This window comes from Dyella lipolytica (assembly GCF_030160075.1).
Classification (GTDB): domain Bacteria; phylum Pseudomonadota; class Gammaproteobacteria; order Xanthomonadales; family Rhodanobacteraceae; genus Dyella_B; species Dyella_B lipolytica.
This window is the reverse complement of sequence record NZ_BSNQ01000005.1, coordinates 83,886-106,905: the sequence shown is the minus strand read 5'-3', so window position 1 is coordinate 106,905 and position 23,020 is coordinate 83,886. Positions and strand designations below refer to the sequence as shown.

Annotated in this window: 21 protein-coding genes; 8 read left to right on the top strand and 13 right to left on the bottom strand. The window is 61.6% G+C overall.

The features are described from left to right. Positions 1-37: 37 nt before the first annotated feature. Both QQL64_RS12250 and QQL64_RS12245 read left to right on the top strand, forming a co-directional pair. The gene (locus tag QQL64_RS12250; RefSeq protein ID WP_284399986.1) at positions 38-5,038 is read left to right on the top strand and encodes a glycosyltransferase family 92 protein; all 5,001 of its coding nucleotides are present in this window, start codon (positions 38-40) and stop codon (positions 5,036-5,038) included. A 55-nt stretch (positions 5,039-5,093) separates the two neighbouring features. After that, entirely contained in the window at positions 5,094-5,762 is a 669-nt protein-coding gene (locus QQL64_RS12245; RefSeq protein WP_284399983.1) for a class I SAM-dependent methyltransferase, read from the top strand. A gap of 60 nt (positions 5,763-5,822) precedes the next feature. On the opposite strand, the gene flgL is transcribed toward QQL64_RS12245, so the two are convergent. Genes flgL through flgB form a run of 11 tightly spaced genes read right to left on the bottom strand, consistent with a single transcriptional unit; the run spans position 5,823 to position 16,196 of the window. Next, positions 5,823-7,067: a flagellar hook-associated protein FlgL gene (gene flgL / locus QQL64_RS12240; protein ID WP_284399980.1), complete on the bottom strand. Its 1,245-nt coding sequence runs from the start codon at positions 7,065-7,067 to the stop codon at positions 5,823-5,825. Positions 7,068-7,072: 5 nt separating this feature from the next. Further along, on the bottom strand, positions 7,073-8,968 hold the full coding sequence (gene flgK, locus QQL64_RS12235; protein WP_284399979.1) for a flagellar hook-associated protein FlgK: 1,896 nt from the start codon (positions 8,966-8,968) through the stop codon (positions 7,073-7,075). A gap of 52 nt (positions 8,969-9,020) precedes the next feature. Continuing rightward, positions 9,021-9,977 carry a flagellar assembly peptidoglycan hydrolase FlgJ gene (gene flgJ, locus QQL64_RS12230; RefSeq protein WP_284399978.1) on the bottom strand — a complete coding sequence of 319 codons (957 nt, stop codon included), beginning with the start codon at positions 9,975-9,977 and terminating at the stop codon, positions 9,021-9,023. A gap of 1 nt (position 9,978) precedes the next feature. Further along, complete coding sequence (locus tag QQL64_RS12225; RefSeq protein WP_284399976.1) at positions 9,979-11,112, bottom strand: flagellar basal body P-ring protein FlgI; 1,134 nt, start codon at positions 11,110-11,112, stop codon at positions 9,979-9,981. Beyond that, the gene (gene flgH / locus QQL64_RS12220) at positions 11,112-11,810 is read right to left on the bottom strand and encodes a flagellar basal body L-ring protein FlgH (protein ID WP_284399974.1); all 699 of its coding nucleotides are present in this window, start codon (positions 11,808-11,810) and stop codon (positions 11,112-11,114) included. The genes QQL64_RS12225 and flgH overlap by 1 nt, the downstream gene beginning before the upstream one ends. Before the next feature lie 11 nt (positions 11,811-11,821). Then, a complete protein-coding gene (flgG, locus tag QQL64_RS12215; RefSeq protein ID WP_284399972.1) occupies positions 11,822-12,607 on the bottom strand; it encodes a flagellar basal-body rod protein FlgG in 786 nt (261 codons plus the stop codon). A gap of 23 nt (positions 12,608-12,630) precedes the next feature. Next, the gene (gene flgF / locus QQL64_RS12210; RefSeq protein ID WP_284399970.1) at positions 12,631-13,371 is read right to left on the bottom strand and encodes a flagellar basal-body rod protein FlgF; all 741 of its coding nucleotides are present in this window, start codon (positions 13,369-13,371) and stop codon (positions 12,631-12,633) included. Positions 13,372-13,380: 9 nt separating this feature from the next. Beyond that, a complete protein-coding gene (flgE, locus tag QQL64_RS12205) occupies positions 13,381-14,604 on the bottom strand; it encodes a flagellar hook protein FlgE (protein WP_284399967.1) in 1,224 nt (407 codons plus the stop codon). A 56-nt stretch (positions 14,605-14,660) separates the two neighbouring features. Continuing rightward, complete coding sequence (locus QQL64_RS12200; RefSeq protein WP_284399964.1) at positions 14,661-15,341, bottom strand: flagellar hook assembly protein FlgD; 681 nt, start codon at positions 15,339-15,341, stop codon at positions 14,661-14,663. A gap of 13 nt (positions 15,342-15,354) precedes the next feature. Continuing rightward, the gene (flgC, locus tag QQL64_RS12195; RefSeq protein WP_284399958.1) at positions 15,355-15,786 is read right to left on the bottom strand and encodes a flagellar basal body rod protein FlgC; all 432 of its coding nucleotides are present in this window, start codon (positions 15,784-15,786) and stop codon (positions 15,355-15,357) included. Next, complete coding sequence (gene flgB / locus QQL64_RS12190) at positions 15,786-16,196, bottom strand: flagellar basal body rod protein FlgB (protein WP_284399956.1); 411 nt, start codon at positions 16,194-16,196, stop codon at positions 15,786-15,788. Before flgB ends, flgC begins: the two co-directional genes overlap by 1 nt. Positions 16,197-16,232: 36 nt before the next feature. On the opposite strand from flgB, the gene QQL64_RS12185 reads away from it, so the two are divergent. Further along, entirely contained in the window at positions 16,233-16,406 is a 174-nt protein-coding gene (locus tag QQL64_RS12185; RefSeq protein ID WP_284399954.1) for a hypothetical protein, read from the top strand. On the opposite strand, the gene QQL64_RS12180 is transcribed toward QQL64_RS12185, so the two are convergent. Beyond that, positions 16,403-17,326, bottom strand: a complete 924-nt coding sequence (locus QQL64_RS12180) for a chemotaxis protein (RefSeq protein WP_284399952.1) — start codon at positions 17,324-17,326, stop codon at positions 16,403-16,405. The genes QQL64_RS12185 and QQL64_RS12180 overlap by 4 nt on opposite strands. A 221-nt stretch (positions 17,327-17,547) precedes the next feature. Here QQL64_RS12180 and QQL64_RS12175 point away from each other — a divergent pair, with 221 nt between their 5' ends. From QQL64_RS12175 to QQL64_RS12155, 5 genes are all read left to right on the top strand, one after another. Further along, entirely contained in the window at positions 17,548-18,858 is a 1,311-nt protein-coding gene (locus QQL64_RS12175; RefSeq protein ID WP_284399949.1) for a methyl-accepting chemotaxis protein, read from the top strand. Then, positions 18,855-19,547 carry a flagellar basal body P-ring formation chaperone FlgA gene (gene flgA / locus QQL64_RS12170; protein ID WP_284399948.1) on the top strand — a complete coding sequence of 231 codons (693 nt, stop codon included), beginning with the start codon at positions 18,855-18,857 and terminating at the stop codon, positions 19,545-19,547. Before QQL64_RS12175 ends, flgA begins: the two co-directional genes overlap by 4 nt. Positions 19,548-19,637: 90 nt before the next feature. Beyond that, positions 19,638-19,946 carry a flagellar biosynthesis anti-sigma factor FlgM gene (gene flgM / locus QQL64_RS12165; protein WP_284399945.1) on the top strand — a complete coding sequence of 103 codons (309 nt, stop codon included), beginning with the start codon at positions 19,638-19,640 and terminating at the stop codon, positions 19,944-19,946. 4 nt (positions 19,947-19,950) lie between these two features. Next, positions 19,951-20,397 (top strand): flagella synthesis protein FlgN, encoded by a 447-nt coding sequence (locus QQL64_RS12160; protein ID WP_284399943.1) that lies wholly within the window; start codon positions 19,951-19,953, stop codon positions 20,395-20,397. Positions 20,398-20,476: 79 nt separating this feature from the next. Then, positions 20,477-21,763, top strand: coding sequence for an EAL and HDOD domain-containing protein (locus QQL64_RS12155; protein WP_284399940.1), 1,287 nt, complete (start codon positions 20,477-20,479; stop codon positions 21,761-21,763). A gap of 169 nt (positions 21,764-21,932) precedes the next feature. Here QQL64_RS12155 and QQL64_RS12150 read toward each other — a convergent pair whose 3' ends face one another. Further along, positions 21,933-22,970, bottom strand: a complete 1,038-nt coding sequence (locus tag QQL64_RS12150; protein ID WP_284399938.1) for an HDOD domain-containing protein — start codon at positions 22,968-22,970, stop codon at positions 21,933-21,935. Positions 22,971-23,020: the final 50 nt, after the last annotated feature.

The window sequence follows — 23,020 nt, the reverse complement described above, 5'->3', positions numbered from 1 at the left end:
TGCGCCTGCCGCTCCTTAGATATGGCGAGGAATACAAATGCGTTGTGTGCTTGCGATCTGCGCGGTGTTCAAGGACGAGGCGGCGTATCTGCGCGAATGGGTCGAGTTCCACCAGCTGATGGGCGTGGAGAGGTTTTACCTCTACAACAACAACAGCTCGGATCGGTACGTGGACGCATTGCAGATGCATATCGAATCCGGTGCCGTGGTGCTGCACGAATGGCCGCAGCATCCGGCCCAGCTGCAAGCCTACGAACACTGCTTGAAGACACACGGCAGCGAAACGGATTGGCTCGCTTTCATCGATATCGACGAATTCCTGTTTTCGCCCAAAGCGAAGCGACTGCCCGACGCGCTGGCCGACTATGCCGACCATCCCGGCGTGGGCATCAACACGGTGATGTTCGGTTCCGCCGGGCACAAACAGAAACCCGCGGGCGGCGTGCTGGAGAATTACCTTCGCCGCGGACAACTGGACGGCAGCGTACCGGACCCGCAGCTGCGCTTGCCCAATGGCAGTTATCGCCCGGAAAACACGCGCATCAAGAGCATCGTGCAACCGTCCAAGGTCAGCAACTGCAGGGACGCGCACTTCATGCTTTACGCCAACGATGCGCGCGCCGTCGACGAAAACGGCCAGCCGATCGATGGCCGCTTCAGCGCCAAGGTGTCGATCGAGAAACTGCGCATCAACCACTATTGGAGCAAGTCGGAAGAGGAATGCCAGCACAAATTCGGCAGAGGCCTCCCCGACGATCAGACATCCCGCGACTGGAACGAATTCCTGCAGCACGAAAAGATCCTGAACGCCGTGCATGACGACGCTGTACTTCGCGTCGTCGCACAGCTTGGCGTGCAGCCCACGACGTGGCCGCTGGAAACCTTCGTCCGCAACGATGAAGGTGTATGGCACCCGCCGTTGCGCGGATGCGCTGCGCACAAAGCGATCCACGCGACCGCTACGCAGCTGTTCGATGTCGTGCGGGAAGCCGACGACACCAGCCTGTATTCCGCCGCCATGGCGAAAGAGATCCATAGCCGCGCCAGCGCGCTGCATCTCTCGGCCAGACGCGCCAATCTGCTGCACGCGCTAGACAACATGGTCGAAGGCAGCCGCGTGCTGGACATTGGCTGTGGCGGTGGTGTGCTGACCCAGGCATGGGTCGAACGCGGTTGCGCGGTCGATGCCGTCGAATTTGCACCGCACTGGGCGCGCGTCGCGGCAGCTCGCCTGCGTGAACAACCGCAAGTACGCGTCTTCCAGGCCAGCCTGCGCGAACTGGAGCTGCGTCCCGAATACGACGTTGTGTCGCTGACGCTGGTGAACGATTATGCCGAGGCATGGCCCCGCGGCGAATCATTGCGTGAGGCGATCGATATCGCGGCGGCAGCGCTGAAGCCCGACGGGATCCTGCTGCTGGCCACCGGCAACCGCCAGGCGGACACCGCCAACCGCACGCTGCGCACACGTCCCCAGCTCAAGTCGACGTTGCGTGCGGCGGGGCTCGTGGATATCGATGTGCAACTCGCCTTTCCGGATATCTTGCTGCCGGAGGTGCTCGTTTCCGAGCGGGCACTCGATCTGTCAGCGGATTGGCGCGTCGACGATCTGATCGCGCAACGCCCCCTTCTTCGCGAAGCCGGCAAAGAAGCTGCGCAATGGGAAATGCATGCCGAGGCCGGCACGCTATCCTCCTATGCGCCAGGCTTGCTGCTGATCGCGCGCCGCGACGGTACGCCGTCGCCGCTGCGTGACGGCGTGTTGGCACAGAGTTTCGCCGACAACCGGATTCCCGCCCTCAACACGGTGACGGACTACATCCTGGAAGGCGACACGATACGCATTGCACCGCGCCCGATGTTGCCCGATCAGTACTGGAACGCCTCGGCATTCGACCAATTGCTCACATCGCGCACGCACGTGCCCGGCCGTTCGCTGCTGGTGCAGATCCGCAAAGCCATTCATGAGCAGCGCACCGACAAGATGATTGCTCTGCTGCGTCAGTGGGGTGCGCTGGTCTATGCACAGGCCGACGATGACGACAAGATTCCCGCCGAGTGGCTCGATGCCCTGCCCGCGCATATCTACCTGGAAGCGGACGGCAGCCTGGCCTATCGCGGCGGCGAATGGTGCGCGCGGCAACCCATCGAGAAACAGATACCTGTCTATGTCGGCTTATGGCAGATCGCCTATGAGAGCGGACTGGAATCTCTACTGGGTCTGGTCTCGCCGCTCGAGCGCGTCACCTGGCTATGCAAGCGCCTGCTGATCGACGCGTCGGCGGAGTGGATCGGGCACGGGCGCAATATCAACGAATCGTTCGCGCGCGAGATCCATGGCGGGGATTGCTGGAACCGTACCGATCGCCATCTCAAGATCATTCCGGAATGGCTGATTCCGCCGCCGCCCTCCAACCTTTACAAACACTGGCAAGCGCAGCAGCAACTGAGCGACGTGGCGATTGCGCAAGCCATGCGCTGCATCGAACAGCTCGGCGCGCCGCCGCGCATCCAGGTGTTGCTCATCGACAGCGCCAACGACCTGGACGCCGTGCAGCGTACCCAGGCGAGCCTGGACGCCCAGCACTATCCGCACTATCAGCTCGACGTGATCGCCGGCGACGACGATCTGACGAAGCGGCTCAACCACAACATCGCCGCCAGCGAGGCCGACTGGGTACAGCTGATCTATGCCGGCGACCTGTTGCATCCCGCCGCGCTCTTGCTGCTCGCCGAACGCGTGGCATCGCACCCTTATCTTCGCGCCGTCTACTTCGATGAAGACACGCACACCCATAACGTATTCGAAAACCCGATCTTCAAACCCGATTTCAATCTCGATATGCTGCGCAGCTATCCGTACACGGGACGCGCGATCGCGTTCAAGCGCCAGCGCGGCGTGGAACTGGGTGGGCTGGACGAACGTTATGGCGATATGGCCGCGCACGACCTGCTGTTCCGCCTGATCGAGACCGACGGCCTGCAAACCATTGGCCATATCGGCGAAGTGATGCACCGAGCTGCGCTGCCTTACACCCATTGGCTGGCATCGGAGACCGTGACGTCGCACAGCGCCGAGATTGTTTCAGGCCACCTGAAACGCATCGGTGTCGCCCATGCGATGGAACCGGGTGCACTGCCGGGGTTCAACCGCGTGCTGTACCAGCATGCGAAGAAACCGCTGGTGTCGATCATCATTCCGACACGCGACCAGCTGCCGCTGTTGAACGGCCTGATCGACAGTCTGCTGTCCAAGACCAGTTACCTCAACTATGAACTGCTGATCGTCGACAACAACAGTGCCGAGCCTGCGGCCTGCGCCTATCTCGACGGCATCGAGCGACTGAACAGCGCACAGTTGCGCGTGCTGCGCTATCCGCATCCGTTCAACTACTCGGCCATCAACAACTTCGCTGCGGCACAGGCGCGCGGCGAATATCTCATTCTTCTCAACAACGATACCGCGGTCCTGCACGACAATTGGATCGAGGCCTTGCTCAATCACGCGCAGCGGCCGGAAGTGGGCATCGTCGGCGCCAAGCTGCATTATCCCGATGGCCGCATTCAGCACGGCGGTGTGGTGTTGGGCCTGCGCGGGCCGGCGGATCATCCCTTCATCGGCCAGCCGATGGACGCGGACGGCTATATGCACCGCTTACGCGTCGACCAGAACTACACGGCGGTCACCGCCGCATGCCTGATGATCCGCAAATCGGTCTTTGAAGACGTCGGCGGCTTCGACGAACAGGATTTCAAGGTTTCCTACAACGACGTCGACCTGTGCCTCAAAGTGCAACAGGCCGGCTATCTCACCGTGTGGACACCGTACGCGCGCCTGATGCACGTGGGTAGCGTCAGCCAGACCAAGGTCGACAAGACCGCGCAGGACGCGAAGCAGAAACGCTTCCAGGGCGAGCAGAACGCGATGTATCGCAAGTGGTTGCGGCAGCTGGCCCGCGATCCTGCTTACAGCGTCAACCTCAGCATCGACGGTACCGGCTTCGAGTTGGATTCGCAGCGCGTCAACGCATGGCAGCCGTTTGCGAGTCCTTTGCTGCCGCGCCTATTCTGCGTCGCCGCCGACTCGCATGGGTGCGGCCACTATCGCATCAGGCAACCGTTCGCCTCCATGCAGCGCAACGGCATGGTCGAAGGCATGATCGCGGGCATCCATCTTTCGCCGGTGGCGATGGAGCGTTTCCAGCCCACGTCGCTGGTGCTGCAGCGGCAGGTCACCGAAACGCAGATCAAGTTGCTGGAGAGTTATCGCGACTTCTCGCGCGCCTTCAAGGTGTTCGAGCTCGACGACCTCATCCAGCAGATTCCCGTGAAAAGTATGTTCCACGGCATGATGCCAAAAGACATCGTGAAATCCCTGCGCCGCGCGCTCGCCACGGTGGACCGTTTTGTCGTATCGACCGATACGCTGGCGGAGCAATTCAAAGGCTTTCACTCCGACATCCGTGTCGTACTCAACCGCCTGCCCACCGATTGGTGGGGCGACCTGAACAACCAGCGCCGCGTCGGCCGCAAACCACGCGTGGGCTGGGGCGGCGGCTCCAGCCATCGCGGCGATCTGGAACTGATCGCCGATGTCGTGCGCGATCTGGCCGATGAAGTGGAATGGGTCTTCTTCGGCATGTGCCCCGACAAACTGCGCCCCTATGTGCACGAATTCCACAGCGGCGTGCCAATCGAGGAGTACCCGCGCAAGCTGGCCTCGCTCAACCTGGACCTGGCACTCGCGCCGCTGGAAGAGAACGTGTTCAACGAGTGCAAGAGCAACCTGCGCCTGCTCGAATACGGCGCCTGCGGCTACCCGGTGATCTGTACCGACATGGTGTGCTACGAAACTGACTTGCCGGTGACGCGGGTGAGGAATCGCTACAAAGAGTGGACGTCCGCCATCCGTATGCACCTGGACGACCTGGACGCCACGGCGAAGACAGGCGATGCGCTGCGCGATGCGGTACAGCGCGACTGGATGCTGGACGAGCACAAGCTGATCGCATGGCGAGACGCGTGGCTACCGAACTGATGGGCCACGCTCGCGCGCCCATGATTGACGCTACCTCATTGGAGTCTTATTCGTCATGCAACAAACACCTGTAAATCAGATCCACAATCAAGACGTGCTCAATATGATGCCGCTCGATCGACGTCGCGTTGTCGAGATTGGCTGCAGCTCCGGCGCATTGGCGCGCGAGTACAAGAAGCTCAATCCGGGAGTGCATTACGTGGGCGTCGATATCGTGCCCGAGTATGTGGACATGGCCGCTTCACACTGCGACGAAGTGCTTTCGTTCGATATAGAAATGCAGGACAAAGACTTCTTGCGCGACCGCTTCAATGCGGACTGCTGGGTCTTTGCCGATGTGCTCGAACATTTGCGCGACCCTTGGCAGCTATTGGCCAACTTGCGGGAAATCATGCCTGCCGGCGCTTGCGTGCTGGCCTGCGTGCCCAATGTGCAACATTGGAGTATCCAAGCCCGCTTGAGCTGCGGCGATTTTCGATACGAACCGTCCGGCCTGCTGGACCGCACCCATTTGCGCTGGTTTACCCGGGTGACGCTGTTGGAAATGTTTCAGCGCACGGGATTTGCCATTGCGGCAGGTGTCACGCGTGTCCTGAATCATCCGGGCAGCGAGCAATTCGCGCCTCATATTCGAGCGATGGCCCAGGCAGCCGGAGGCGATCCGGACACGGCTGTGCAGGACGCGAATGTCTTTCAGTTTGTCATCAAAGCGGTGCCGGCTTAGCTGGCAGTTGTGAAACCGAGAAACAGGCTGTTATGAAACAGCCTGCTGCGGCCTGGCCCGCTAGCCCTGCAAATAATTGAACAGGCTCGTTCCCTGCACTTTCGCGAACACCTGCTGCGACGCCTGCAACGCCGTCGACTGCAGCGACAGATTGCTGATCGCCGTCGCTATGTCCACATTTTGCACATCCGACAACGCGCTCTCATACGTCACGCCGAGATCGGAATAGCTGCTGCTCTGCTGTTGCAAGGTATCCATGCGGCTGCCTACGGCAACCTGTGTCGTTGAAACGCTGTTCATCGCCTGGTTCAACGATTCCAGCTGGCGGTTCACGGTGTTGGTGATGGCCGTGGTGCTGCCGCCGCTCTGTAGCGCGGTGATCATGTTGTTGAGCGTGGTGAATACGTCCTGCGTGTTCGATGCCGTATCCGATTGCACGTTCACCGTATCGCCGGCGGCCGGCGTACCGCTCATGGCGATGGACATCCCGTCGAAGCTGATGCTGCCGCCGTCCGTATAGGTGCCGGTGATCGGGTTCCCACTGCTGTCGGTGACGGGGTTGCCGGCAGCATTGGTAACGGCGTACGTACCGTTGGCGCCGAAGGTGATGGTGTCGTTGATCGGGCCCGACGCGGTGGCGGCACTCCAGGCACTGGTGCTGGTCACGCTGTTGGCGCCCACCACCAGCGTGCCGGTGTTGCCGGCATTGGCGCTGGCCACGAACGAGCCGTTGCCGGCGGGAAGATTCATGAAGATCGAACTGCCCGGATCGCCGTTGGCCACCTGCAGACCCGCGCCAATCGCCGTGAAGGACTGCTGATTGTTGCCCGCGTAAGTCACGGCGCCAGTACTGCTGTTGGTAACGAACGGCGTGGTGGTCGTACTGGTTCCGGCGAACAGCGCCTGGCCGTTGGCATCGGTGGTGTTGGCCATCTGCACCAGCTGATCGCGGTACTGCGTCAGCTGAGTCGCCATGTTGCTGAGGTCGCTCGAGGACATCGCGCTATTGATGGCGCTCAGCCCGATGTCATTGACGCTGTTGAGCAGGTTGCTGACGGAGCCCAGCGTGCTCGTTTCCGTGGATAGCCGCGTGTTGGCGCTGCTGATGTTGCTGGTGTACTCGGTGTTCTCGGCCAGGATGTGGTTCAAGCCAACGATCTGCGCCGCGCCGACAGGGTTGTCCGACGCCACGTTGATGGCGTTGCCCGTGCTCACCTCATTTTGCGTCTGCGCCAGCTCGCTCTGCTGATTGAGCATGGTGGACAGCGATTGCTGGTACATCCAGCTAGTGGATATGCGCATCATGATGGTTAGCCATTCTGTATTGCGGTGATAAGGCTGGTGAACAACTGCTGCGCGGTCGAGATCACTTGCGCCGATGCCTGGTACGCCTGCTGGAACTGCACCAGATTGGCGGCCTCCTGATTCAGATTCACGCCAGCGAGGCTCTGCTGGTTACCTTGCGCCTGGTTGAACAGACTGGTCTGGGTGGTGAGGTCGGCGCTGGCCTGGCTACCGGCGGAACCGATCTGCGCGGTGAGGCTGGCGTAGCTCGCCACCACCGACGTCTTGCCACCGTCGAGCACGCCGCTATCGGCCAACGAAGCCAGCGACAAAGCGTTGCTGTTGTCGCTGAGTCCGTTCGTGTTGGCCGCGACGGTGAAACGGTCGCCGCTGGCCGGCGTGCCGCTGAGGCTCAGACTCCAGCCGTCGGCGGTGATCGGCTGGCCGGCAGTAAAGGTGCCGGTCGTGGTGTTACCCGCGCCATCCGTGATGGTGTACGCACCCGCCGCACCGAATGTCACCGTCGCGCCGGAGAGTAGATTGCTATTGCTCGCATTGGTGACGGTGACTTTGCCGACCGTACCGGTGCCGGTATTGGCGGTTGCCGCGCTGCCGGTCAGCGCCGCCGCGGCGGCGATGCCGTTGGGATCGGTCATATTCACCGCGAGCGAACTGGCGGCATAGCGCGTAGGTTCAATTTCGTAGCTGTCGCCGGTTTTTGCGGTGCCGGACACGCTGAAGGTGAGACCGTCCGCCGACAGCGTACCGTTCGCATTGGCGGTCAGCGCCACGCTCTGTCCGGTGGTGGTCGCCAAACTCCAGCCGTTGGTGCCGGTGCCCGCGCCGGTGTAGCTCAGGAGGTAGTCGGAGCTGGTCAGCTGCGACACATTGCCGACCGAAGCACTCACCGTCGCGCCGCCCGCCGAATTCTTGCTCGAAGGCAGCACGGTCGGCGAACCCACGCTGAAAATGGCCTGGCCTTGCTGGCCGTTGAGATTCAAACCCTGCGCCTGCTGCCCATTGACGCTGGACGCCAACGCAATCGCCGACTGGCCAAGCGCATTCTGCGCAGGTTGCAGCACCGTGCTGCGGTAGTTGAGCAACGCACCCAGCGTGCCGCCGCTCAATTGGGAAGAGACGTCATTGCCCGAACTGTCGAACACATCGGTGCTGGTGGGATCGTACTGATTGGCACCCGCGGACAACGCATAGGATTGCGTGCCGCTCACCAGGGTCTCGCCGGCGGAGGTATACACGCTGATCGAACCGTTGCTGGACGTCGCCGCGGAAACACCGGTGAGCCCCGCCAGCTGCTGCACCAGGCTGTCGCGCTGATCGAGCAGGCTGTTCGGATTGCCGCTGACTCCGGCCTGGGCGATCTGCCCGTTGAGAGCCGCTATCTGCGAACTCAAGGTGTTGATGCTGGTGACGGTATTGCCGATCTGCTGATTGACCGCGGTCGATTGCTGATTCAGCTGCTGGCCGAGCGTGTTGAACACGCTGGTCAGCGAGGAAGCGCTACCCAGCGCTGCTTGCCGCACCGAGGACGAACTGGGCGAATTCGCGACGCTGCTGAAGCTGCTATAGAAATTGTCCAACGAAGTCTGCAGATTGCCGCTGTTGGCCAGCAAGCTGTTGAGCGTGCTGGTGAGATTGTTCGACGTCGTGGCGTTCTGCAAGCTGCTGTTGCTGCTCCACAGCGCGCTGGTCAGATATTGGCTGTACGCGCGTTGCACCGCCACGACATCGACGCCGCTGCCGATCGTGTAGCGGCTATTGCCTTGGGTGACGCTTTCGACCTGCTGCACGCTTTCTTCGCTGTAGCCGCTAGTGCTGGCGTTGGCGATGTTGTTGCTGACTGTGCTCAGCGCGACCTGGGCGGCATTCAACCCCGAAATGCCTATGTTGAGCATGCTGGACATGAAACATTCCTTAGAGTGTAAGTCTCGGGCGCGCTGATCTCATGAGTCACGCTCAAGGTGTCGGCAAGGAGGTCGTTTTCTTGAGCGCATCCAGCGCACCGCGCATCATGGAGCTGTTGGCGATCGCCGCGACCTTGCCCGCATAATCGGGATCGGTCGCGTAACCGCCTTCGATCAAGGCTTTCGCATAACCCAACACGTCATCGCCGCGGCCGCGGGCCTGGGCGTAACGCGGATCCTTGCCGATCAGATCGGCATAGTCGGCCAGCGAATCGGTAGTGGACTTATAGGAACGGAACTGCGCCTGCTTGCGCACGGCGATGCCGCCTTCGTATTCCACCGTCGGCACATTGACGCGCGAGCCGCCCCAGCTGCCGCCGGCCTTGATGCCGAACAGATTGAAGCTGCTGCTGCCGTCGGAATGGGTCGGCATGTGTTTGCCCCATTGCGTTTCCAGCGCGGCCTGGGCCAACACCGTGCGCAAGGACAAACCAAGTTCCCTGGCAACGACGCTGGCCTGTGGCGCGAGTTCGCGCACGAAAGCTTCCGCATCCGCCGGCAGCCACGCCATCGCGGCGCGGCCGGCGGAACGCGTGGCGTCGGCTACGTCGTACAAACGTTGCCGCCAGCCATCGACGAGTCCGGCTGCGCCCGGATCAATGGTGCCGGCCTTGCTTTCGCCGCCTTGTCCGTTATGGCCGCCCAACTGGCGCACCAACATATCGGCAATACCCAAGCCCTTGCCATGCTGCGAGAGATTGAGCGAAAGCTGTTGGTCGTACATATCCTGCCATTCGTCACCGGCTTGGCTTTCGAACAACGGATCGCCGAAGTTGGCGTCACGCATCGACTTCAACAGCATCTCGGTGAACATCGATTCGAACTGTTTGGCAACGGCCGGCAAGGTACCGCTGCTGTCTGTCTCGGCTTGATGACGCAAGGCGCTGAACCCGGATAGATCGGTCCAAGTGCTTAGGCTTTGCGCTGCGGCGGTGCCGAGATCGGCCATGTCAGATGACCACCAAGTCCGCGTGCAAAGCGCCGGCTTGTTTAAGCGCTTCGAGAATCGAGATGAGATCAGTCGGTGTCGCACCGACTTGATTCACCGCGCGCACGATCGAATCCAGGCTTACGCCAGGACCGAACTTGAACATATGGCCGCCCTGCTGGCTGATCGACACGGTGCTGCTCGGCACCACCGTGGTCTGGCCGTTGCTGAAGGGCGCGGGCTGACTGACCTGCGGCTGTTCGCTGATGGTGACCTGGATCGAGCCGTGCGCCACGGCGGCAGCGCTGACACGCACATCCGAACCGATCACCACGGTGCCTGTGCGCGAATTGACGATCACGCGCGCGGGCGCATCGCCCGGCTGTACGTCGAGCGATTCGATCGCACCCAGCCATGCCACTTTCTCGCTGGGATCGGCCGGACCGCGTACGGATACCGAGCCACCATCCAGCGCATGCGCCGTGCCGGCGCCGTAAAGATGATTGATGGCATCGACGATGCGGTTGACGGTGACGTAGTCGGCGCTATTGAGATTCAACACCAGATCGCTGGCGCTGTTGAAAGAGGAAGACACGGAGCGTTCGACCGATGCACCGTTGGGAATGCGACCGCTGGCGGAGATGTTGATCTGCACGCTGGAGCCGCTCTTCCCCGACGCGCTAACACCGCCGACCACCACACTACCCTGCGCCACCGCGTAGACGTTGCCATCCGCGCCGCGAAGAGGCGACATCAGCAACTCGCCGCCGCGGATGCTTTTGGCATTGCCGATCGATGCCACCGTCACGTCGATGGCCTGACCCGGCTTGGCGAAAGGCGGCAGTTCCGCAGTGATGGTCACCGCCGCCACATCTTTCAGCTGCGGCTGAATACCGGTCGACGGTATCGATACGCCGAACTGCTTGAGCATGTTCTCCAGGCTCTGTGTCGTGAACGGCGCCTGCGTGGTCTGGTCGCCGGTGCCGTCCAGGCCAACGACCAAGCCGTAGCCGACCAATTGGTTGCTGCGTACGCCCGCCACTTGCACCAGATCGCGGATCTTGTCCGCGTGCGCCGTGGGAACAAAAGCCAGCGATGACACCGCGAATGCAACGATGCCGCCGAGCGAGACTCGCTTACGCCACGATGCGTTCATCAGAAGGGCATCCACTTGGAGTTGAAGAACTTCGCCAGCCAGCCCTGCGTGTTGGCGCTGTCCAGCGTGCCGCGGCCGGTATAAGTGATGCGCGCATCAGCCACGCGGGTGGAATCGACGGAGTTGTCCTGCCCGATGTCCTGCGCGCGCACGATCCCGGAGATGCGAATCAATTCCTGACCCTGATTGATGGTCAGCCATTTCTCGCCGCGCACCAGCAAGTTGCCGTTCGACAGACGCTGCGCCACCGTCACGGTCAACTGACCGCTCAACTGATTGCTCTGCGTACTGCTGCCGGCGCCGTCGAAACTGTTGGCGGAGTTGAGGGCCGAGTTCGCTGCGGCGCCGCCGGCAATACTCAGCGAATGCCCCAGAATCTCCGGCGCTCCGACGTTGACCTTGTCGGTCTTGCTGGTAGTCGTTTCGGATTTCTTGCTGGCCTGCATCGCCTCGACCAAGTTGATGGTGAGGATGTCGCCGATGCGATGCGCGCGCGCGTCGTTGAACAACTCCATGTTCTGCATGTCGTGATAGATCGAGCCGTCAGCCTGCGTAGGCGCGGGCTGCTCGACCGGAGCAGTGGCCGCCCATTCGGCGTCTTCCTGCTTTTGCCGCTGTTGTATCTGCGCACAGCCGGACAGCCATGCAAGCAGCAGCAATGCAGTAGCGATACGAACATACACAGAGGAATAAGACATGGCGTTACGACTCAGGTTTTGTTGATGACGAACTGCAACATGTCGTCCACGGCGCTGATCGACTTGGAGTTCATTTCATAGGTACGTTGGGCTTCGATCATGTTGACCATCTCGGCCACGACGTTGGTGTTGGACGATTCCAGCGAGCCTTGCGCGAGCGAGCCCATGCCGTTGACGCCGGGCTGCCCGGTCTGCGCCGTGCCGCTGGATTGTGTTTCCAGGTAAAGGTTCTGGCCCATCGGCTCGAGGCCGGCGGGATTGACGAAATTGGCCAGCTGCACCACGCCGATCTGCGTGGGCGCGGTGGAACCGTTGCTGGTGGCGCTGACGGTGCCATCGGTGCCGATGGTGACGCTGTTGACGTTGGAGGGAAGCGTGATCGCGGGCACCAGCGGATAGCCATCGGCGGTGACCAACTGCCCGGTGGAATCCTCATGCATGGAACCATCGCGCGTATAGGCAACCGTGCCATCCGGCAGGCTGACCTGCAGAAAGCCGTTGCCTTGGATGGCCACGTCCAGCGAATTGCCGGTCTGCGTGATCGCACCCTGGGTGAACAATTTTTCGCTGCCGACCACTTTCACGCCGGTGCCCAGCAACAGGCCCGACGGCGATTCGGTCTGCTCGGTGGTCTGGCTGCCGGGCTGACCTTCGTTCTGGTACATCAGATCCTGGAACGATGCACGCGAGGATTTAAAACCCGTGGTGCTGGCGTTGGCCAGGTTGTTGGAGATCACGTCCATCTGCGTCTGCTGCGCATCGAGACCGGTCTTGGCAATCCAAAGAGAAGAGAACATGGTTTGGCTCCGTTCGTTGCGCGTTAGCTGGTCTGCAGAAGTTTGCTGCTGTCGTCCGCGTCGTCTTCGGCGGTCTTGATCGAACGCACTTGCATTTCGTACTGGCGCGATAGCGAGATCATCTTCACCAGCTCCGATGAGGGATTGACGTTGCTGGCTTCCAGCGCACCGGATGTCACCGTCACCGTGGGATCGGCATCGGCGCTGCTGCCGTCGTTCATATGCATCAGGCCATCCGATCCCTCGGACATCTGCGTGGGATCGGGATTGACCAATTTGATCTGGCCGACGGCGGCGATCGTGTCGGGCCCCTGGCCCATCGGCACCGTGGAAATCGTGCCGTCTTTGCCGATGCTGATCTGCGAACTGTCCGGAATGGTGACCGGACCGCCCGCACCCATCACCGGATTGCCGCGGCTATCCGTGAGATTGCCGTCGGCATCCATCTGCAGATTGCCGGCACGCGTGTACGCCTCGCTACCGTCTGCCGCCTGCACCGCGATCCAACCCGAACCGTTCACGGCAACATCGAGTGAACGGCCGGTGTGCTGGATCGCGCCTTGCGTTTCGTCTTGCCCGACACCTTGCGCCACGGCATTGATGCGCGTGTTCGCACCTTGGCCGAGCACGGGCACGCTTTGAAACGCACTGAGCTCGCTTTTGAAGCCGACGGTGGATGCGTTCGCCAGGTTGTGGCTTACCGCATCCTGCGCACGCATGGTCTGCGTGGCGCCGGTCATCGCGATGTAGACGGAACGGTCCATGGGCGGTTATCAGCGGCTCACGGCCTGGAACAGCGTCTGCGACAGCGAGTTGACCGTACCCAGCATCTGCGAGTTCGCTTCGTAGTCCTGTTGTGCCTGAATCATGTCGACGAGCTGAGCCGTCGTGTCGGAGGTGTTGGATGTCTCCAGCTGGCCCTGTTCGATATCGCCGAACTGGCCGGTGCCCGCCGTGCCCATCACTGCCGTACCCGAAGAGGTGTTCGCGGCCCAGCTGTTGTTGCCGATTTGCTGGAGCCCTTGCAGATTGGCGAAGTTCGCGACCGCCACCTGGCCCAGCTGGCTGGTCTGGTTGTTGGAGTAATACGCCGTGACAATGCCATCGTTACCGATCTGCACGTTGGACAGCGTGCCGGCCTCAAAGCCGTTCTGATTGATCGTACCGGGTGCGTACGCGGTGCCGAACTGCGTGGTGTTCGTCACGTTCACCGTCATCGTGGCGGGGAACGTAGCGCCATTGGTCGGCTGTACCGGCGTAAAAGACAGGTTGCCGCTGGCCGGCGCGGTCAGCGTGCCGGCGCTATTGAACGTGATTGCCTGGGTGCCGGCGCTCTGTCCATCGATATAGAGATTGGCATTCCAAGTATTGTTGGCAGTCTTGACGTAATAGACCGTCGCAGAGTGCGAACCGCCTTGCGAGTCGAAAACCGTCAGCGTGGAGGCGTTGTTGTAGCTGTTGGAATCGGTGGGGCTGAACGGAGTATCGACCGGCAACGAAGCGCCGGCGGGCAAGTTGGAACTGATCGTTATATTGCTGGTGGGCGTCGCAGCGCTTTGCGCGGTGTTCAATTGCAGATTGGTCAACGTGCTCGTGTTGAAGCCACCGGCACCATTGGGCGGATAAACCTGCAGATTGGCACCTTCGGCCGTCACGACATAACCGGCGGCGTTTTCCTGAAACGCACCGTCGCGCGTATAGGTATTGCCGCTGCCGTTGTTGACGACGAAGAAACCGTTGCCGCTGATCGCCATGTCCAGGCTGCCGTTGGTGGTTTCCAGGTCGCCCTGCGAAAACTGCTGCGCCACGTTGGTCAATTCGGCACCGCTACCCACGGCGGTAGAGCTGAGATTGAGCCCGGTGACGGCGTAGACCTCGGCAAATTGAGCCCGCGAGCCCTTGAAACCCACCGTGCCGGCGTTGGCGATGTTGTTGGAAATGACATTCAAATCGGCCTGGGCCGCGTTGATGCCACTGAGCGCCTGATTGAGAGCCATGCTTTATTCCTCTTGATGTGATGACGGCGGACGCGATGCGAAATCGCTGGTCGACGTCAGTTGATCTGCGCGACCTGGGTCAGCGGCACGCCGCCGATACCCGCCACTTGCAAGTAAGTGCCCGTAGTGCTGCCGCCGTAACCGACACCCGTTACCTCACCCGCGGCATAGGTGGAGAGTGCGGCGCTGTTGCCGCCGTTGTTCGCCGAAATGCTGTACGTCCCACTGGAAACTTTTTGCCCGTTGTTGTTGGTGCCATCCCAGCTGAACTGCGCGAGGCCGGCTGGTTGTGCGCCAAGATCCATCGTCTTGATCTCATTGCCGTTGCTGTCTTTGATCGTCACCACGACATCGCCTGCGGTGGAAACATTGACGCCACCGCCTACTGCACTGCCGCTGTAATCGAGCGCACTCGCCGGCACCAGCACCTGGCGTCCGACCAGGTTGGCGGAGTTGAGCACCTGCGAAGTCTGCATGCCGCTGCTGAGATTGCTGCTCAAGTTCTGCAGATTGGTGTCGATATCCTGTTGAGTCGATAGCTGGCTGAACTGTGCGAGTTCGGAGGCGAACTGCGAGTTGTCCATCGGCTGGGTGGGGTCCTGCGATTTCAGCTGCGTCGTCATCAGCTGCAGGAAATCCGCCTGCGTCATGCTCGAGCCGGTCGGCGTGCTGGTCACCGTGCTACCGGTAAGGCTAAGACCGGTAGCCGAAAAACTGTTGGTGTTGATGGCGCTCACAAATAACTCCCGGTTAGCTGCCCAGATCGATGGTCTTGATCATCAGCTGCTTGGTGGTGTTCATGACTTCGACGTTGTTCTGGTAGGAACGCGACGCGGAAATCATGTTCACCAGTTCATCGATCGGATTGACGTTGCTGCCGTAGACATAACCGTTCCCGTCAGCCATCGGATTGCCTGGCTCGTAGTGGGTTTCCACCGGCTGCTGACTTTCGGTGACGCCAACCATGCGCACGCCGTTGCTGCCTTCGCCGATGTTCTGCGTGCCAAAACCTGATTCGGTTTGCCGAGTCGGCGCAAATAGCAGCTCTTTCGCTTTGTAGGCGGAGTCGGGGCTGTTACTGACGCTGTCGGCGTTGGCCAAATTGCTGGCCACGGTATTGAGGCGCAGCGATTCGGCGGCCATGCCGGAACCGGCGGTATCGAAGATCTTCATCAGGGACATCAGCCTTGTCCTCCGCCATTGATCGCCAGGCGCAGCGTCTGGATCGCGCTGTTGATGAAGCTAAGGCTGGCCTGGTAATGCACCATGTTGCCGGCGAACGAGGACTGCTCCACCTGCGTATCGACGGTGTTGCCGTCCATGCTCGGCTGCAGCGGCACGCGATACTTCAGTTGATCGGTGGATTGCGTCATGGGATCGACCTGGCCCGCGCTGGGCGTGCTCAGTGCGAGATTCGACGAGTCGCCGCTGGCCTGTTGCAGTACCTGGCGAAAATCGAGATCGCGCGCCTGATAGTTCGGCGTATCGGCGTTGGCGATATTGGATGCGATCACTTCGGAGCGACGCTGCCATACCTCCAGGGCCTGGCCGCTCAAACCGAAGACGTTGTCGAGGGTATTGCTACTGCTCATGACCTGTTCCCCGCAGCAATGACTGCTTGCAGGGTCGTGAGCAAGTTGCATGCCACGCGCAAACGACGCGATGAAAACTGCGCTGCATGGCCATTTGCGGCCGTGCAGGCGATCGCCGCATCGCCGTCGGCGACGTTATACCGACGCGCGGAGACGAATTTCCGACATCACTTCATCGGCAGCATGAACGTCAATTTGTTGACGGGTTAAGCGGGAATCGCCATCAACTCCAACACTGTTTTCGCCAACAGATCCGGCTGGAACTTCGCGATGAACCGATCTGCGCCCACGTCGCGAACCAGTGTTTCATTGAATACGCCACTCAACGAACTGTGCAGTACGACCTTGAGTCCACGCAGCGCCGGTGCTTCGCGAATGGCGCGGGTCAGCGCATAGCCGTCCAGGCGCGGCATCTCGATATCCGAGACCACCAGCGCGATCTTTTCGTCGTCGCTCGCGGCCATGTTCTCCAGCTGCTCCAGCGCTTCACGCCCGTCTTGCGCTATCACGCAATCGATATTCATCTGCTTGAACAGGTTGACCAGGCGCGAGCGCGCCACGGTCGAATCGTCCACCACCAAGATCCTGCGCGGAGAAAGCTGTTGTTGTTCGGCTTGCCGTTGTATGCGATGGGACACTTCCACCGCTGCACCGTCGATGCTGGCGAGCACATGTTCCACATCGACCACCGCCATCAGATGCCCGTCGACCCGGCTTACCGCGCTGACACGCTCGCCGAAACCAAGCGTGCTGGATGGCGCTTCGAGCGATTCGCCCGTGCAATGCACGATGCGCTGGAAATCGGCGACCAGGAAACCCTGCACGGTGCGGCTGAATTCGGTCACCACCAGATGCGCCCAATCGACGTCGGTCAATGGCGGATAGCCGAGTGCCGCGGCCAGGTCGATGACCGGAATGGTTTTGCCGCGGTAATCGAAACTCCCCGCCAGCAACGCGTGCATGCCGGGCAAGCGCTCCATCGGAGGCTTGCGCAGCACTTCGCGCACCTTGAACACATTGATGCCGAACAACTGGCTGTCGCCGAGGCGGAACAACAACATGGCGACGCGGTTGTGGCCGGCCAGCCGGGTGTGACTTTCCACGCTGTCAAGAAGTGCACCGCCCGTCATGCGTATTCCTCTTGCATCATCGGCCGCGCAGGAAGCGGCTGCTCCGTGGTGATCGGCTGAATCCAACAAGACTTGAGCGGCAAGCGCGCTTGCTCGTCAGTCCGACGAACGGCCGCATCGAGCGATCGATCGATGTCGTCGCCGTGGCACACCACTTGCTTCCTCAACTTTCGATGTTCGCTGCCGATGTCTGGGAACCCACGAATGGAATTGTTTCGCTTATGAGTCTGATCCGCAGCCAGCACCTGGCCGCCCTGACACAAGCCGCCCTCGCCGGAAATGAAGCCGAGCTGGCGAGACTGAGCCGCAAACATCCCGTAGCGGCCGGCCTGCTCACACCGTTGTTCGCACGGCTGGCGCCGCGCGCGCCGGCGGCGGTGGCCTTGCAATCGCTGGAACAACAGAGCCTGGTGCTGACCCATGCGCAGACGCTCCACCGCGAGCAGTCCGCACTGGAGCAGTCGATCGGCGAAGGCCGCGACAGCGTCGGTCAGTTGACGGAGCACGGTGCCGGGATGTCGACGATCCTGCAGCAGGCCCAGGGCGGCATCGAACAAGCCACCAAGGCGGGCGGCCAGAGTACGGCGAGCGTTAGCGAATTGAACGGCCAGCTGCGCCTATTGCGCAGCGCACTGTCGGCCATGAACCAGAACCAGAGCCTGCTGACCGAACAAGTAGCGCAGATCCGCACGCTGACCACCAGCGTGCAGGAGATCGCGCATCAGACCAACCTGGTCGCGCTCAACGCCGCGATCGAAGCGGCGCGCGCGGGCGACGCTGGCCGCGGCTTCGCCGTGGTCGCCGACGAAGTGAAACAGCTGGCGGAAAAAACGACCCAGGCCACGGCAGAGATCGAAACCGTGACCAGCTCCATCGGCGCATTCTCGCTGCAGATGAATGGCAATGTGCAGTTGGGCCTGCAACGGTTGGAACGTGCGCAAGCCGGCGTCGGCGCGACCGAACACTCGCTGCAGCAAAGCGGTGAAGCGTTGCAGAACAGCGGCGAGCGCTTGCGCTCGCTACGCGAAGTACAGGATGCCTCGCACGTGCGCGCCACCACCATGAAGGCAACACTAGGCGCCTTGCAGCGCCGAGCTTATGAAGCACGCCGTCACGGCGAATCGCTCAGCCGCGCGGCGGCCCTTGCGCACCGGTTGTGCTTGAGCTGGCTGGAAGGCGAGAGCGGCAATGACATCGCGAGCCTCAGCCTTACCGTGCGCGAATCCGTACTTGGCCTGCGCCAAAGCATCGAACTGGCACTGCAGGAGCCCACCTCGCTGGACCGCCGCTGGTTCGATACCGACGTACTGCAGCGCAGTCTCGATAGGCTTACTGCGCGTCACAGCCATCACCCTTCCAGCGGGATCTTGCGCGAATCCGCCGCCCGTCTGGAGGAGCACGGCCACGCTTTTCTCGAGCTGCTAAACAACGGGCAGTTCGAACTGGCGGCGCAGATGTCCGGCAAGTTCGAAAACGAACGCGAAAGCATCAACAGTCAATTGACCACGATGCTGACCGACGATCTCTCATGAAACCGCTCACGGCCGCCCTGCTGCTCGCCATCGTCGCCTTCGCGAACACCGCGCTGGCCGACACGACGCCTGCTGCATTGCGTGCCGTGGCCGAACAGGCCGTGCGCGCGCAATACGGGCAAGCGGGTAGCCGGGTAGTCATCGCACCGACCGTGCTTAACCCGCGCCTGCGCCTGGCCGAGTGTCCTCATGCGTTGCAGGCGCATCTGCCCACTCGCCAGGGAACACCGTCACGCGTCGCGGTGGCCGTTAGCTGCACAGGCAGTCCGGGCTGGACGATCCAGGTGCCCGTGCAGATGCAGGTGTTCCGCCAGGTGCTGGTCACCAGTCGTCCGCTGGCGCGCGGCGATATCGCCGGACCCGCCGACGTGCACGCCGAAGAGCGCGACATCGCCCGGCTGGGCTATGGCTATATAGAAAATCTCGACCAGATCAGCGGCCACGCCCTGGCCAGGCCGCTGATCGCGGGAGTCGTGCTGGAGCCGGGCGATTTGAACGGTCGCGAGATAGTCCGCGCCGGTGAGGAGGTTGCCCTGATCGCGCAGATCGACGGGATCGAGGTGCGTACCTCCGGCATGGCGCTCGATAGCGGCGATACAGGTGCCCACTTGCGGGTGCGCAACGGCAACTCCGGCCGGATTATCGATGGCGTGGTGCTTGGGGCCGGCGAGGTACAGGCATTACCTTAGTAAATGCATGCCACCGGCGGTATTAAAGTTTCTCCGGGGGACGCCGATACCCCTTGCAGGGCCCATCCTCACAAGAGAATGCCAAGGACCATGAACACAACCATTTCTTCAAACGGATTGCCGCAGCTCCCGCTGGCCAACACCAGCACGGACAACAGCGCCAGTCAGGCATCGACGACCAGCACCGCCTCCGGCACGACGGCGCCGCAGACCAGCGACAGCGTGAAACTGACCGATTCCGCCCGCGCGCTACATCAGGCGAGCAGCACGAACAGTCCGGTCGACACCGCGCGCGTCGAACAGATCAAGCAATCGCTGGCCGCGGGCACTTACAAGGTCGACCCCAACGCCATCGCCGATCGCCTCACCTCGTTGGAAAGCCAGATCAGCGGCAAGTGATGACATGAGCCCCCATCTGCAGGCCGAATTCGGTGCCGCCTTGCGCACCGTCCTGGACGAAATGAGCGCGACCACGGCGCAATTGATCGTTGTCCTGGACGAAGAGCGCGAAGCACTCGACTGCGCCGACGCCAAAGCACTCAACCGTGCTGGTGAGGCCAAGCAGATGCTGATGCGCAGGCTCGAACAACTCGACGTGGAACGCCTGCACCTGAGCAGCACATCCACCGAAGCCGCGCAGCAAATGGAAGCCACCTGGCGCGAACTGCTGACATCGCTAGCCACCTGCCGCGACAAGAACCAGCGCAATGGCGCGCTCGTCGGCCAGCGATTGACGCAAGTGCGACGCGCGCTTTCCGTGCTCACCGGCACGGATGCGCAGAACAGCACTTACAGCCCGAACGGAGCAGTGCAAGGCACGCATCGCTCGGTACCACTTGCTCAAGTATGAAATGTCGTTGCACTTGATGTACTCCCACCCTGCTTGCAGGGGGAGGAGATAGACCCCGCTATCGCCCGGTATCGACAACATGATGACGAGTACAGCTCCCGCGACCGCCACGTCGAGCAACGACGTCCCCAACGCGCTTAGCGACATGCTGCTGCCGGTAGTGCGCAGCCCGATACTGGATCGCGAAGAAGAGCTGTTCGCCTATGAACTGGTGTTCTATCGCCAAGGCGCAGGCACCGACGCCGACACTACGTTGCATGGCGGTATTGTTTCTGGCATCACCGACGGCGCGATCACGCGACTGGTGCGTGGCAACCGCGCCTTCATGCGCCTCTCGCGCTCACTGCTGCTGGAGCAGACCGATATCCTGGCGCACACGCCACGACTCGGCATCATCATCGATCCCTTTCAAGTACGCGATGCCGCATTGCTACAGCGTCTGCAGCAGCTCGCACTGCGCAACTGTCCGCTGATGCTGGATCTCGGCGACCTCGATCCCGGTGCGTGCGAACCCCACGGCCCGCTCGAACCCCTGCTGCGATTGGCGCGCTACGTGCGCATCGACGCCAAGGCGCTGGACGCCGAAACACTGGCGATACGCTGCCATCAACTGTACGAACGCGGCCTCGGCGTGATCGCCGGCAATGTCGATGACCACCTCACCTACGGTCACTGCAAAAACCTGCCATTCCAAGCGATCCAGGGCCGCTATCTGTTGGTACCGCAGCAGATCGAGGTACCGGTACTGACACCCAATCGCCTGAGCCTGCTGCGTTTGATGGGCGCGCTGCAGGACAGTCATGGGGGACCGGTCGAACTGGGCGAGATCATTCGCGACGATGCCGTACTCAGCTACAAACTGCTCGGCTGCGTGAATTCCGCTTACTTCGCATTGCCGCGGCAACTGAAATCCATCCAGCAGGCCGCGATCTTTTTCGGCCTCGCACGCATGCGCAACTGGATCAACACCATGGCGCTCAGCAGCATGGATGATCGTCCGCCGGAACTGCTGCGCGCCGCGCTGATTCGCGCGCATATGTGCGAGAAGCTCGCGCAGGGCATGCCAACCGAACAGCAGGACATGGCATTCATGGCCGGGCTGCTTTCGTTGCTCGACACCTTATTGTGCGCACCGATGGAATTCGTATTGAGCCATTTGCCGCTGGCGCCTGAGATCCGCGAAGCGCTGGTCGAGGATCGCGGGCCGTTTGCGCCGATGCTTGCGCAGATTTATGCCTGGGAAGCGGGAGATCTGCGTAGCGGTCAGATGCAACCGCAGAATATTCGGAAGATGGCGGGGGCGTATTTTGCGGCTACGCAGTGGGCGGATCAGGTTTATTCGTTTGCCGAACAGCGGGCGCATTGACGTCCTCTTTCCTTCTGATTGATCGCGCATGGACGCGCGCCGCTCTACTCGGGGCTCCTAGGGTGCCCTTTCTTTTGGTTACTTTTCTTTGGGCACGCAAAGAAAAGTGACTCGGGCCCGAAGGGTCCGAAACCACGCCGCAGGCGAACAACCCCGCGACAAAACAAACTCACACCGCATACATCTCATTCTGCCGAAAATTCCGCCGCAACTCCTGCAACGCCCGATCCACCAACACATCCGGCAACCGATCCCCACGCCCCTGCGCCGGCGGCGTACTCCGATCGATCACGTGATTGTCCGCCAGCATCTGAATCATCGCCAGATGATCGGCCGCCAACAGCGCATTCCCCAATTCGGTAACCGGCGATTTGGACCTGACTTCCTGTCGCTCGCGCAATGCTTCGATCACGTTCGGCGGCAGCTCCCAATGTCTCGCCGCGCGGAGCGTGAGATGGTTGGCCATGCTCACATAGCCCGCAAGGAAGCGGCGACTGAAGACGCCCAAGGTCGGTGGTGCCTCCTGATCGAGTACGCGAATCATTGCGCCTAGGCCCGCGTTGCAGACGACACCCGCCAGATAAGCCTCGAACGGATCGCCGTGCCCCTTCGCCAAATACATGCTGGCATGCGCGCAACGTTCCGCGTGATCCCATAAGCGCTGACCGGCGGCGTGGCCGAGCATGCCCGCACTGGCTTGCAAAATCGGCTTCATCACATGCTGCGTCACCATCTGGCGCAAGCCATCGTGCCCCAGCAGTACCACCGCATGCTGAAGGCTCGAGATCGGTCTGGCAGTGCGGTAATGCGCGCTGCGGCTGACCCGCATCACCTCGCCGACCAGCACCGGATCGCGGCCGATCAGTTTGGCGACCTTGATGCCGTCGGAGTTCTCGCTCTTAAGCAGGCGCAGCAGCTGCGGCAACACTTCCGGCAGACGCGGCAGGGTGGTGATATCGAAACGGTCGCCGCCGCAAAGTTCGTCAAGCCGTCGAAGCATCACCTGCTCCGGCTGGCGCAGCTCGGTCGCATCGGAGCCAGGCATGCCCAATACCAGGCGGTAGAACCAGTCCTGGATATCGGCGCTGCTCAGTGCGCTCGCCTGCTCCGCCGTAGGTGGTTCTTCGGGCCATGGCAAGACCACGCTGAAACGCGGGCGCTCTTGTGTCGCCTCGCGCGTGAACAGCCGCTTCCAGAATGCGCCCATAGCCCTTCTCGCCTGGTCCAAGCCATGCGAATTTCCGCCGATCGCCTCAG

Excerpts from the sequence above, each read along its gene's own strand:
- QQL64_RS12250 (WP_284399986.1), top strand. The coding sequence starts at position 38 with ATGCGTTGTGTGCTTGCGATCTGCGCGGTGTTCAAGGACGAGGCGGCG.
- QQL64_RS12245 (WP_284399983.1), top strand. The coding sequence starts at position 5,094 with ATGCAACAAACACCTGTAAATCAGATCCACAATCAAGACGTGCTCAAT.
- flgL (WP_284399980.1), bottom strand. The coding sequence starts at position 7,067 with ATGATGCGCATATCCACTAGCTGGATGTACCAGCAATCGCTGTCCACC.
- flgK (WP_284399979.1), bottom strand. The coding sequence starts at position 8,968 with ATGTCCAGCATGCTCAACATAGGCATTTCGGGGTTGAATGCCGCCCAG.
- flgJ (WP_284399978.1), bottom strand. The coding sequence starts at position 9,977 with ATGGCCGATCTCGGCACCGCCGCAGCGCAAAGCCTAAGCACTTGGACC.
- QQL64_RS12225 (WP_284399976.1), bottom strand. The coding sequence starts at position 11,112 with ATGAACGCATCGTGGCGTAAGCGAGTCTCGCTCGGCGGCATCGTTGCA.
- flgH (WP_284399974.1), bottom strand. The coding sequence starts at position 11,810 with ATGTCTTATTCCTCTGTGTATGTTCGTATCGCTACTGCATTGCTGCTG.
- flgG (WP_284399972.1), bottom strand. The coding sequence starts at position 12,607 with ATGTTCTCTTCTCTTTGGATTGCCAAGACCGGTCTCGATGCGCAGCAG.
- flgF (WP_284399970.1), bottom strand. The coding sequence starts at position 13,371 with ATGGACCGTTCCGTCTACATCGCGATGACCGGCGCCACGCAGACCATG.
- flgE (WP_284399967.1), bottom strand. The coding sequence starts at position 14,604 with ATGGCTCTCAATCAGGCGCTCAGTGGCATCAACGCGGCCCAGGCCGAT.
- flgC (WP_284399958.1), bottom strand. The coding sequence starts at position 15,786 with ATGTCCCTGATGAAGATCTTCGATACCGCCGGTTCCGGCATGGCCGCC.
- flgB (WP_284399956.1), bottom strand. The coding sequence starts at position 16,196 with ATGAGCAGTAGCAATACCCTCGACAACGTCTTCGGTTTGAGCGGCCAG.
- QQL64_RS12180 (WP_284399952.1), bottom strand. The coding sequence starts at position 17,326 with ATGACGGGCGGTGCACTTCTTGACAGCGTGGAAAGTCACACCCGGCTG.
- QQL64_RS12175 (WP_284399949.1), top strand. The coding sequence starts at position 17,548 with ATGAGTCTGATCCGCAGCCAGCACCTGGCCGCCCTGACACAAGCCGCC.
- flgA (WP_284399948.1), top strand. The coding sequence starts at position 18,855 with ATGAAACCGCTCACGGCCGCCCTGCTGCTCGCCATCGTCGCCTTCGCG.
- flgM (WP_284399945.1), top strand. The coding sequence starts at position 19,638 with ATGAACACAACCATTTCTTCAAACGGATTGCCGCAGCTCCCGCTGGCC.
- QQL64_RS12160 (WP_284399943.1), top strand. The coding sequence starts at position 19,951 with ATGAGCCCCCATCTGCAGGCCGAATTCGGTGCCGCCTTGCGCACCGTC.
- QQL64_RS12155 (WP_284399940.1), top strand. The coding sequence starts at position 20,477 with ATGATGACGAGTACAGCTCCCGCGACCGCCACGTCGAGCAACGACGTC.
- QQL64_RS12150 (WP_284399938.1), bottom strand. The coding sequence starts at position 22,970 with ATGGGCGCATTCTGGAAGCGGCTGTTCACGCGCGAGGCGACACAAGAG.